9 protein-coding genes, 1 tRNA gene and 1 pseudogene are annotated in these 11985 nt (G+C 34.5%); 6 read left to right on the top strand and 5 right to left on the bottom strand.

Features of this window, described 5'->3' with window-relative positions:
* Nucleotides 1–59 precede the first annotated feature (59 nt).
* Complete coding sequence (ispG, locus tag HF197_RS01485) at nucleotides 60–1328, bottom strand: flavodoxin-dependent (E)-4-hydroxy-3-methylbut-2-enyl-diphosphate synthase (protein ID WP_168463995.1); 1269 nt, start codon at nucleotides 1326–1328, stop codon at nucleotides 60–62.
* 41 nt (nucleotides 1329–1369) lie between these two features.
* The gene (locus tag HF197_RS01480) at nucleotides 1370–2020 is read right to left on the bottom strand and encodes a TRP75-related protein (RefSeq protein WP_168463994.1); all 651 of its coding nucleotides are present in this window, start codon (nucleotides 2018–2020) and stop codon (nucleotides 1370–1372) included.
* Between the two features lie 130 nt (nucleotides 2021–2150).
* On the opposite strand from HF197_RS01480, the gene HF197_RS01475 reads away from it, so the two are divergent.
* Both HF197_RS01475 and HF197_RS01470 read left to right on the top strand, forming a co-directional pair.
* Nucleotides 2151–2241, top strand: a tRNA-Ser gene (locus tag HF197_RS01475).
* A 121-nt stretch (nucleotides 2242–2362) separates the two neighbouring features.
* Nucleotides 2363–4630 carry a hypothetical protein gene (locus HF197_RS01470; protein ID WP_168463993.1) on the top strand — a complete coding sequence of 756 codons (2268 nt, stop codon included), beginning with the start codon at nucleotides 2363–2365 and terminating at the stop codon, nucleotides 4628–4630.
* Nucleotides 4631–4657: 27 nt separating this feature from the next.
* Here the strand turns inward: HF197_RS01470 and HF197_RS01465 are convergent, their stop codons facing one another.
* Together HF197_RS01465 and HF197_RS01460 are read right to left on the bottom strand one after the other, a co-directional pair.
* Nucleotides 4658–4813 (bottom strand): hypothetical protein, encoded by a 156-nt coding sequence (locus HF197_RS01465; protein ID WP_168463992.1) that lies wholly within the window; start codon nucleotides 4811–4813, stop codon nucleotides 4658–4660.
* Between the two features lie 264 nt (nucleotides 4814–5077).
* Nucleotides 5078–5512 carry a hypothetical protein gene (locus tag HF197_RS01460; RefSeq protein ID WP_168463991.1) on the bottom strand — a complete coding sequence of 145 codons (435 nt, stop codon included), beginning with the start codon at nucleotides 5510–5512 and terminating at the stop codon, nucleotides 5078–5080.
* Between the two features lie 137 nt (nucleotides 5513–5649).
* Here HF197_RS01460 and HF197_RS01455 point away from each other — a divergent pair, with 137 nt between their 5' ends.
* From HF197_RS01455 to HF197_RS01440, 4 genes are all read left to right on the top strand, one after another.
* Nucleotides 5650–6984: a dihydroorotase gene (locus tag HF197_RS01455; RefSeq protein ID WP_168463990.1), complete on the top strand. Its 1335-nt coding sequence runs from the start codon at nucleotides 5650–5652 to the stop codon at nucleotides 6982–6984.
* Nucleotides 6985–7039: 55 nt separating this feature from the next.
* On the top strand, nucleotides 7040–8236 hold the full coding sequence (locus tag HF197_RS01450) for a ribonuclease D (RefSeq protein WP_168463989.1): 1197 nt from the start codon (nucleotides 7040–7042) through the stop codon (nucleotides 8234–8236).
* A gap of 146 nt (nucleotides 8237–8382) precedes the next feature.
* Nucleotides 8383–9612 (top strand): tRNA (N(6)-L-threonylcarbamoyladenosine(37)-C(2))-methylthiotransferase MtaB, encoded by a 1230-nt coding sequence (gene mtaB / locus HF197_RS01445; RefSeq protein WP_168463988.1) that lies wholly within the window; start codon nucleotides 8383–8385, stop codon nucleotides 9610–9612.
* 57 nt (nucleotides 9613–9669) lie between these two features.
* On the top strand, nucleotides 9670–10584 hold the full coding sequence (locus HF197_RS01440; protein ID WP_168463987.1) for an outer membrane protein: 915 nt from the start codon (nucleotides 9670–9672) through the stop codon (nucleotides 10582–10584).
* 37 nt (nucleotides 10585–10621) lie between these two features.
* Here the strand turns inward: HF197_RS01440 and tnpC are convergent.
* Nucleotides 10622–11982 (bottom strand): annotated as a pseudogene (gene tnpC, locus HF197_RS01435) (IS66 family transposase).
* Nucleotides 11983–11985 lie beyond the last annotated feature (3 nt).

Genomic DNA, 11985 nt, shown 5'->3' with positions numbered 1-11985 from the left:
TTAATAGATTTACTATATAGCTATAACTTCTACTATAAGATTATAGTGCAAAAGATCTACTATTTGTATGCGTAATGCTCTTCCACATACTTACTAATAATCACCTTAAACTCTTCAAAAATATTGTCACCTTGCAAGGTTTTAAAGTATTTACCATCCTTATAAACTGCTGAAACGGGTCTCTCTCCATAACCAGGAAGGCTGATTCCCAAATTTGCATGCTTGCTTTCTCCAGGACCATTTACTATGCACCCCATAACGGCAACACTCATACGCTCTACACCTGGATGATCATGTTTCCATATTGGCATGCAATCTTTTATGTAATCATTTACTTTTTCAGTTAATATGCGAAAATTATCACTACTTGTACGTCCACAGCCAGGGCATGAATTTACTTGAGGATTAAAATAACGCAAACCTATTGACTGCAATATTTCCTGACATACTATCACCTCATCAGTACGCGATTCACCAGGGCGCTGGGTTAAAGAAGCTCTGATGGTATCTCCAATACCATTTTGCAGCAAATAAGTCAGGCCTGCTGTTGTATTAATCACACCTTTATTCCCCATACCAGCTTCAGTTAAACCTAAATGCAGTGCGTAGTTAGATGATTTTGCAAGTGCTGTATAAACTGAGATTAAATCCTGTACTTTGCTAACTTTGCAAGAAATGATTATCTTATCTGGACTGAGGCCAATCTCTTCGGCTTTTTTTGCGCTACTTAAGGCTGACATAATAAGCGCTTTGCGCAATATGACATCAGAGGATTTTGGATTACTAGACAAAGAATTTTCATCCATAAGTTTTTGTGACAAATATTTGTCAAGACTGCCCAAATTTACTCCAATTCTGATAGGAATATTATGCTTTACTGCATATTTTATAACTCTCTCGAATTTCTCGTCACGTTTGTCGCCAAAACCTATATTGCCTGGATTTATTCTAATTTTACCCAGCATTTTGATATTATCTGGATAATCTTGAATTAGCTTATCCAACTCATATTGCCCACAGCCTACCAATATCTTATTATCTAAACCTTCTTTACTTATTTCTTCTACTATATAAGGTATCGCTCTTGCCACTTCTTCTGAGTTCAAAGCAATTCTTACTAGCTCTGAACCTGCACGTTCCAGTTCTATTATTTCTTTTGCATACTTTTTGGAGTCATTTTTTATATTATCAGAATCTATATGCACACCAAGCGCCATAGACTGCACAACTATTGGGTTATCTCCTCCTATCTTTACTTTTCCTACTTCAACAACGTGAGTCCTATGTCTATTGACAGTTAACACCTCACCATTTACTAGATAATACATAGATTTTACACAGCCAATATTACAAATTCAATATACAAAGGCTACTCTGATGTGTCAATCACGCTTTTAAATGAATCTGAACCATTCAAACTGTATTGCTTATCAATATCTGTACTATTTAGATTAGCAATGGAATCATGTGAGCACATTCCCTTTGATGGGGTTTCTTTTATAGTGACATTTACAGGAGAAATTTTTTTTTCTCGTGTTGAAGCAGCATTCTTTACTTCTTTCCTAACTCCTTTTTGTTGACTGTATTGCTGCTCATTCTCATCTTGGAAATCATAGTCTTGATCTATAAACACAGCACCTTTTAGACGTGCTATATTAATGCCATGTTGATTTACCATATCATCATCTTCATCATCTACTACGCAAGCTTCTGCATCATCACTTAACTCGCTGGCAATTCTTTTCTCTTTTAACTTTTCAATTAGATCTTCCTTACTTACACGAGCATTTGCTCGATCTTGTAGTTTCTTTTTCTTAAGGAGCTCTCTACGCTTTTCATATAACTTATATGACTCAGCAAACTCTTCATCTGTATGAAAATCTTTACCTCCAGGGTTACCAGGTGGTATATATCTCTTACTTAGATGCACTTTAGATTTAGCTTCAGCATTATATGCCACCAGAAAACCAAGAACTAAAGCTGTAAATATAAATAAAATTTTAGAAAAAACTCTAAACATGTTATAAGTATTTAAACACAATGTGTTTAAAAGAAATAACAGCTAATAGACTTCAAGTAAACTAGAATTTGGCCTTGCCCAGAAATAATTATAGATTGCCTAAAGCTTAATATTGTGATAGAAAAAAAATGGACGGATGGCCGAGCGGTTTAAGGCACCAGTCTTGAAAACTGACGTATGTGATAAGCATACCATGGGTTCAAATCCCATTCCGTCCGCCATACCTTTCTACAATAACTTGAGCATATCCAAAATCCTCTACATACTTAAAAAGATTGATAAAAGTTAAAATATTAGATAAAATATTTATATTAGTAATAATATTTTTAATGGAGAAGTGGAATGAATACTGAGACGAATCTTAATGATATGGAAAGATATTTCAGAAGTTGTACTTTAGGTAGTGTTTTAATTATACGCCGCAGCGGTAGTAAGTGGAATATAAAGGCATTAATAGAATTTTTAAATCAATATAGCACTAAACACAATGTTAAAGAGCTCGATTTGCATTTTTGCGGAGTTAGTGACGATGATATTAAAGAATTAGTTCCAGTTCTAGCTAAGAATTTTCCAAATCTTACTAAACTAAATTTAAGTAAAAACAAAATTAGAGATGAAGGCTTAAAGGTAATAGCTGATAATCTTCCAAATCTTATTGAACTGGATTTGAGTTGTAACGAAATTACAACTGCGAGGGCACTAACTAATCTTTCAAAACTTGTTAAACTGAGATTAAGTGGAAACAAACTCAGAGCTGAAGGTGTAAAGGAACTAGCTAGTGGTAATCTTTCAGAACTTACTGAACTAGATTTAGATGGAAACGAGATTGAAGATGAAGGCGTAGAGGCACTAGGTAATGGTAATCTTTCAAAACTTGTTAAACTGAGGTTAAGTGGAAACAAAATTACAGCTAAAGGTGCAAAGGCATTAGCTAATTTCTCAGAACTTACTGAGCTAGATTTGTATGAAAACGACATTAGAGCTGAAGGTGTAGATGTAATAACTAATCTTTCAAAACTTGTTAAACTGAAATTAGGTGGCAACAAGATTGGAAATAAAGGTATAAAAGCATTATTAGCTGCTAAGCTCGTAAATCTTACTTCACTGGATTTTAGTTCACTGTATTCACATCCAGACAACATTGGAGTTGAAGGCTTAGAAGCTCTTGCCCTATTACAATTTCTAAATCAAGTAAAAATTAAAGTTAATGACTTTCATTCTAATGTCTTTAATGCCTTAGTAAAATCTTACAATGATGGTAAATTTGGTAGATTAGATGAAGAGACTGTAAAAAATTTAGTTTTCAAAATGGTTCCGTATGATAATAATGGGCAGGACACCAAAGATATACTACAAAACCCTGATAAGTACCCTTTTCCAATTAATTCAACAGATAAAAATGGAGAAATTATTTTACGTCATGCTGTAAGACGATGGGATATTGGAATAATAAAGTTTCTACTTGCAAAAGGAGTGAACCCTAACATAAGAGATAAGAAAGGAGATACTGTTGTAGATGTTGCCGATAGAGAGTCAGTAAAAATTCTAATTCCATACTTTGTATCACACAACCCTCAAGCAGAAAAATTAAAAAGCGTCACCAATAATGCTGAACTTTCTGCTTTTTGGGATGATTGCAAAAATGAGTTGCAGGAAATGCAAAATAATAAAATCGGCAATAGCAAAATTTCATACTATCAATTCTTAATTGCAAATGAAGATGAGCTTTTTAATTACTTGTCTAATAACAATACTTATCAAGAGCTTCGTACACGCGCATATGCAGAAAACCGTATATATGCTAGTGTGATGGACGGTCAATGTCTGAAAGGTATAAGAAGCAATACATTAAGAATCGAAAATAGGGGATATTTTCGAAGGGATACTGCTAAAAACTTGTCGGAAGGTGCTGTGACATGTAGATCGGCAACTGGTACTGCTTCTCTTCTGAATGAGGATATGATAGATAAGCTAAGTAAAATGGCAAGCAGCTGGATAACGCGGGCGCCTACATATAAAGATGAGGTTCAGTTAATAGTTGGAAGTAATCTAAGAATTGCAGAAAAGAGAAAACTCCTCTGTCTCAAAAAGAATATCACACCTCAAGAAAAAGATGACCGCAATCGTTTTCTTGAGAAAATAAGGGAAAATTTTTCAGGAGCTAAGTTGATACTAAAGTGTAATAAGCTAACTCCTGAAGAAAAGGCTATGATTATTGTAGATTTCTCACTTTTAGAAGGCGTTAAGCCATCAGTAGATTCCTACATAAAAAAAGAAAACAGAAAATACTATATTAAAAGTATCACGATAACGTCTTTAGGTATATTAGGATGGAGTTTAATGCTATCATTTCCGGTATTAGCTATTATGGAGATTCTTATTGGATCTCTTGTGGTGTTTACAGTGGGCTTTGCACTAGTTCTTACGTCATTAATACTTGGAGAACGTAGTCAAGAGCCAGGCAAGGATCAGGCTGTGCTTAATTCGGTTGTACTTGATTATGTAAACAATGCATTATCTAAAACAGAATCTGTGAGTGATCCTATTCCTGACACAAGTAATAGGGATCTATTTGTCACTCAGCTAGGGCCTAAGCCAGAGCTTAGTTAAATAACTTTGAGTGTAGGAAAGTAAGCATTAATAGCGTCCTATACCTTGTTGCTTTGAAGTATCATTGACCTTGTTTTGAGTTACTTTGTTGTTTACTACTACTTCTTTAAACTCCTTGCCAAGTTCTTTAGCCTGAGCTTTAACTTTATTGTTAAAACCTTTAAAATTATTGTGTTCCTTCACATATAGGTCCTGTTTAAAAGCATCTATCTGCTTTTTTTCATGTGATGAAGGCTCTCCTGTTAATGTACTTTTTAAGATGTTTCCTATACCAGACGAAATATTTTTCCTGCTACAGAGAGCCTACCGTTTGATGCATAGTCTGCTAGCGCTAAAGCTCCCACTACTAGACCACCTATGGGACCAAGCAATAAAAAGGCCAGAACTGTTGATGCAACTCTCGCTGTGTTGCCTAAGGCGGTAGTTCCTTTGCTCTCCTCCTTTTCACTAAAAATCTTTTGTTATCAGGTGACTTAAAGGTTTTCCTACTTTTTCACTAATAAAATTTTTAACTGAATTGGCTAAATTAGCTATAGGCTTGCCTATTTTCTCACCAATGAAATTTTTAATTGAATTAGCTAAATTGATCAAAGATTTGTGTATTTTTTCGTTAATGAAATCCGTAAAGGAGTTAGCTAAGGGTTTCACTACTTCTTCGTAAATGGCTTTACCAATCATTCCACCTACTCCAGACATTAGCGTAACGGCTATCCCAAATCCTATACAAGCTACGGGATTCATAACAAGCAAGGCGGCTGGCAAAAGAAATAAAGGAGGAGCAATCATAAGAAGTGCTGGCCCCAAGATTATACTTGCAATATAGGCATAAATACCAAGTTTTGCACCAGTCTTAAAACCACTGGAAGAACGTTTACTTTTCATGCCCCACTTTACCAACTAAAATATTCTCAATATAACATGCAAGTAATAAACAATCGGTGAACAGCCGAAGACTATATTCTAATTCAATTGCGTTTTATTAAAAAAGGCTTTAAATTTATTTAACATTTAAAGATCTAATGACTCAAACTTGGAATTTACTACAAACAGGACAGAAAGAAGGCTATAAAATTGCCTATACAAATGCTCGTATTATTGACCCCGAATCTAGACTTGACATAAAAGGCTCACTCCTTACTGAAGGGAATAGAATTGTTGATTTTGGTGAGTCTCTATTTTCGGATGGCACTCCAAGCGGAATTGATGAAATTATAGACTGCAAAGGGCTTGTGCTCATGCCAGGTCTTGTTGATATTCATGTGCATTTTCGTGAACCAGGTCAAGAGCATAAGGAAACTATATATACAGGCAGTAAATCTGCGGCTGCAGGAGGTGTTACAACCGTAGTTTGTCAACCAAACACCGTTCCAGCAATCGATAGTGTACTCCTGGCTCAATACTTGAAATATAGAACACTTGAGACATCACACGTCAATGTTGAATTTTATGCAAAAATTACCACTTCAGAAGAAAAATTGACTGAAATGGCACTTTTGAAAGAAGCAGGTGCAGTTGGATTTACTGATGATGGCATGCCAGTTATGAATCCTATGATCATGAGGCAGGCGTTACTCTATTCAAGCATGTTGAACGTCCCTATTGCCCAACATGCAGAGGACTTAAATCTATCTGCAGGTGGTGCAATCAACGAAGGAAAAATTTCTGAAGAGCTAGGAGTAAAAGGAATCATAAGTGCATCAGAATCAGTTATGGTAAGTCGTGATATTTTGCTCATGAAAGACATAAGAGATGTGCACTATCATATTTTGCACGTTTCTTCAAAAGATTCACTTGATGCTATCAAGCAGGCAAAAGATTTGGGGCTCAACGTTACTTGTGAGGTTACTCCTCATCACTTTACTCTTACTGAAGATATAGTAAAGCAACACGGAGCAATTGCAAAAATGAATCCGCCACTTCGCACTGAAGAAGACCGTTTAGCTATGGTTGAAGGCCTAAAAACCGGTGTTATTGATTGTATAGCTACTGATCATGCTCCGCACGACCGCAGCTCTAAGGACCTGCCGCTTGAAAATGCCGCATTTGGTATTGTTGGCCTTGAAACAATGCTTCCCCTTTCACTTGAGCTTTACCATAGTGGACAAATGAGCTTGTTTGATGTTCTGGCAAAACTAACATATAAATCTGCAGATATTATACATGTGCCACGTGGGCGCATACAAAAAAATCTTGCTGCAGACTTAATTTTAGTTGATTTGGATCATGAGTGGAAAATTAAAACTGAAAACTTTGCTAGTAAATCAAAGAATTCTCCTTTTGACGGACGTAAGGTAAAGGGATATGTAACACGCACTATCGTTTCTGGCAAAACTGTGCATTCTGCTGTGGTTTAAGTCTCAAGCTAAAGCATTCATAGCAATTGATTAAAAAATAAAATATAAGTGATATATGCTAATTAGTACAACACCAAAGTTAAAAAGTATATGCGAAGAATTAACGGCAAAAGAACCTAAGTTTATAGCAGTTGACACGGAATTTATTAGGAATAATCTAGCTTACTATCCTAAATTATCATTAATACAGATTTCTTATGGAGAGAGAAATTTCATTGTAGATGCATTGGCACCAGAAATAGACCTATCACCAATTAAGGAGCTATTACTCTCTCAAGATATTATCAAAGTATTTCATAGTTGTCGTCAGGACATAGAATCCTTATTGACTGTATTCAAATGTATTCCTGCTCCTATTTTTGATACTCAGGTTGCTGCTATGTTTTGTTATTATTATCATGATTTCATTGGCTATTCAAAGGTAGTAGAAAAATATCGAGGTGTAGTACTAGATAAAATCAAAGCTAAAAATTCAGACTGGTTAAAACGGCCATTATCTGAAGACCAGCTAGACTATGCAATAAATGATGTTACACACTTATACTACCTGTATCAGATTTTGAACGATAAGCTTGAAGAAAATAACAGAATCAGTTGGTTTCAAGAAGAGATGGAATCTGTGACTGACATAAATAAGTATTTACATAATCCTAAAAACGCATGGAAGAGAATAAAATTTGATTGTGAAGCAAATCCGGTAACTATTAAGGCAGTTACTGAATGGCAAGAGACTTTAGCACAGCGTTGTAATATGAATCGTAATAAGGTAGTCAATAATTCAATAATAACTCGTTTGATTGAAAAAAACGTGAAACGTGTTGATGAAGTTTTGGATATTCTTAAGAAAAATACTAAGAATATAAAAGAAGAAGATCTGTTGGAATTTATAGACATTTTTAATGAAAATGAAAGGAACTTGGTGCAACAGGACGATGTTGCATCAGTAAATTACGACAAGTCTGTGTTTGATATACTGTCAATTATTTTAGAAAGTCAATGTAAGGAAAATAACATATCAAGAAAATTAGTTGCTTCAAAAGATGAGTTAATCGAATCAATATATGAACAAAAAGGTAGATTATTTGAGAATTGGAGATATGAATTTTTTGGTAAATCTATTGAAGCATTTTTGAATACTAGCTCGAAGTTTGAGGTTCTAGCTGTGAAGTCTACAAACAATATAATTAAAACTCAGATATCCGCTCAACCCAGTAGTAAGATAAAGAGTAAGCAAGAAATGCTAAAAGGATAATCATAAGATAAATTGTATGGTCTTTTAGTCGAAACTCTGCAAAGTTGAAGGCTCTTCAGTTTCTAAAGGGGAAATTTTCAAATGGTAAACGAATAGGCTTAATGATTTTATCTGATATAATAATTAAATCATTAAAGTATGTTAAAATGAATGAAGTAATAACATTTGGTTGTCGCCTGAATTTTTATGAGAGTGAATTGATCAAGGAGGCTTTAAAAAAAGTAGAAAGAGAAAATGTTATTGTGGTGCACAGTTGCGCCGTAACAAATGAAGCTGAACGCCAAGTAAAGCAAAAAATACGTAAGATTTATAAAGATGACCCAAGTAAGGAAATTATTGTTGTTGGTTGCGCTGTTCAACTAGATCCTGAAAGCTATAGTAATATTCCTGGTGTAAGTAAAGTATTGGGTAATCAGGATAAACTCAAGGCCGAAAATTATTTGCTAAATGGCAGCGAAAAAATATTAGTAAGTGATACTAAAACAAGTCAAATAGAACCTGTTTTACTCAATAAATTTGAAGATAAATCAAGGGCGTTTATTGAGATTCAAAATGGTTGTAATCACAACTGCACGTTTTGTTCAATTACCTTGGCAAGAGGAGACAATAGATCCGTACCGATAAGTAATATTATAGAACAAATTAGAGTTTTTATAGAAAATGGCTATCAGGAAGTGGTGTTTACTGGAGTGGATATTACAGATTATGGAATAGACTTATTTGATAAGCCATCGCTCGGTTTTATGATTAGAAGGGTTTTAAAAGATGTGCCAGAGCTAAAAAGACTCAGGCTTTCTTCAATTGATGTTGCTGAAGTGGACAGTGAATTGATGGATTTAATAGCAAATGAACCAAGGTTTATGCCTCATTTACATTTAAGTCTCCAGTCTGGTAATAATTTAATTCTAAAGAGAATGAAGCGCCGTCACAACAGAGAGCAAGCTATAGATTTTTATTATAAAGTGAAAAATTTTAGACCTAGTATAGCATTTGGTGCTGATATTATTGCTGGATTTCCTACAGAAACTGATGAGATGTTTCAAGATACAATTGATCTCTTAAAAGAGATTAATATAGTTTACTTGCATGCTTTTCCGTATTCAGAACGGAAAAATACACCTGCTGCACGAATGCCACAAGTACCAGAAAATGTGCGTAAAGAGCGAGTAAAACATTTAAGGGAAGTAAATAAAGAAATGGTGAATGATTTCTATCAATCTTTGATAGGCACTAAACAAAATGTGCTAGTTGAACAAAATAATATTGGTAGAGCAGAAAATTTTGCACTAGTAAAACTTAAAGCTGAAGCTAAAAATATCGTTGAAATTAGTGTTAAAGGCGTAGAAAATAATTATCTTGTTGGCAATATTCTTTAATTAATTTTGCACGCTAGTAAAATATATGACATAGTAATTATACTATAAATTGTAAGTATGACTAAAAGATCTATCACTTTGTTTTTGGCTTTAACTGTGTTTTCTAATATCTATGCAGAACAACCAACTGATTTAAGATTGGAAACTGATACTGAAGAAACTTTTACAGAAGAAGTACTGAATCGAGAGCCTAAAAAAATTAATAAAAAACCAATTTGTGGCAAAAAAGGTTTAGGAAAAGACAAGCAAAAAATGCATCTAAAAAGTGTTCGACACCAATCAGAGACTAGATGTCGCAAGAGATCCAACTTCACAAACATTTTTAGCAATAAGTTACCCGAAAAAAAACAAACAAAAAAACTTAACTTTTATGTCAGCGCCAATAGCGGTAAAGTATATCACGATAATTCAGAAATACTTGTAGAAGGTATAAAGACAATAGGAAAAAGAGTGTCAACTTTAACTAAAAATACAATTATAGAATTTATAGCAGCAAAAGAAATTAAGAGTATTGAGAACTTTAAAGGTGAAATTGATTTTCAATGGTTAAACAGCATAGCTTTAGGTTATTATGCTGGAGAAAACGGTCAAGTTGATTTTGAAGCTATGTATTCTAAAGTAAAAATCAAGGATAGTAGTGAAAATAAAATATTTGATGAAACGGCAGGTATATTTGCATTTTTATTGAATTTGTATTATAATCCTAATACTAAAGATGCAAAATGTACTCCGTATATTGGTCTGGGTGTTGGACCGACAGTTTTCAGACTAAAGAAGTTTAATGGATCGCCTGAGGAACTAATGCCAATGAATGTTCCTTGGTTTGCTTATCAAATAAAACTTGGTGTTAGTTATTCGATAATTCCAGAAATAAGAACCTTTCTTGGCTATCGCTATTTCAGCATTCCAATACCTGTAGCAGATGATATCTCGACTCATAATATTGAAGCTGGTTTACAATTTAACTTTTAACCCTAACTGGTGAATAGTATCCATTCAGGTGTATGGCTTAAGAAGCAATAGCCAGTAGGTTTTGAAAAGGATTTAACTTCTTTTGCCTCCAAGTCAAGTACAATGAAATTATCCTCTCAAGAAACATATTTCCCCGTTTCGATTGTGTAAAATATGAAACTTTTCGGTAAACAACGTAATGCCGAATCTGTCGCTCAGCATAGTTGTTTGTCAGTGGAATATTTTCTGGATCGTCCAAAAATTTCCACATCATCAGATCCGATTTCATGATATTTTTTGCTACTCGAGACGCTCCAATTGCCTCAGGTAAATTTGATATATTCTTTAAGTAATATCTCGTTCGCTTGCGTAATTTTCTTGCTCTTCTTATGAACCTTAATGTGTCTATTTCATCCTTTAACAGAGCTTTTTTCAATGCAAATAATTCAGTAGCAACATTCCTTAAATAATACCCCAAAACTTTCACTTCGCTATTCCAACTATGAGACAACCTTTCAAAATCTCTTGCTAAATGTGCCCAACAGACCTGCCTTTTCTTGCTGGAAAAGTAGTTGTAAGCTGCATATCTGTCGGTCACTACTAGGTTGTTATTCTTTCCAAATTTACTATTTTCCAGGACTTTCATCCCTCTTGACTCTGTCAATTTGATCACACTTCCTATTTTGCTCGCAAACATCCAGCACCAGCCCTGTTTACCTTTGTTGTAATGGCTAGTTTCATCGATATGTAAAATTTTGCTCTTGCTTACCTCTTCCTCAATTTGCTCATATGCTTCTTGGCATTTTTCTGCCACTCTAGCCTCGCTATTTGATACACTACCGACGCTGATATCCAGGTTGAAAATGTCCTTTATAATATTTGCCACTTCTTTTTTCGAATTCTTGTAAAATCCACTTAATGCTGTAATTACTGACTTAACTCTTGGACCAAATGTGTCCGCAGTTACTCCTTCTTGTAGCTTGCTACTTTTTCTTTTTCCACATCTTTTGCAACGTCCATGCTCTAGTTGATATTCAACTACATACGGCTTGATTTCCGGCAAATCGACCTTTTGATGAGTATACGGATCTTTTGATACCGCAATTTCTCCTCCGCACTCACACGTATTGGGCAGTTCTATTTTTACCATCTCATCTGCCTCCATTTTAGGGCGGTAACTGCCTTTATGTCCAACCTGTGCTCCTACTTTCCTGTCACTTTTTGGCTTATTTTCCCTCATCTTATATAATTCTTTGGAGCTTGGTATAGATGAATTTTTTGAATTTAAGCCAAGCCTTTCTTTTAACTCAGCGTTTTCGATCCTTAGCGCTTTATTTTCTGCTTTAAGCTCTTCTATTTTTGTTTCTAACTTTTCTATAGTCTGCTTAAACTTTCGCAAAATTCTAAAAGATCAACCATATT

The organism is Wolbachia endosymbiont of Ctenocephalides felis wCfeT (genome assembly GCF_012277295.1).
In the GTDB taxonomy this organism is placed as follows: Bacteria; Pseudomonadota; Alphaproteobacteria; order Rickettsiales; family Anaplasmataceae; genus Wolbachia.
The sequence above is the reverse complement of the archived record's forward strand: the minus strand, read 5'-3'. Positions and strand labels throughout refer to the sequence as shown.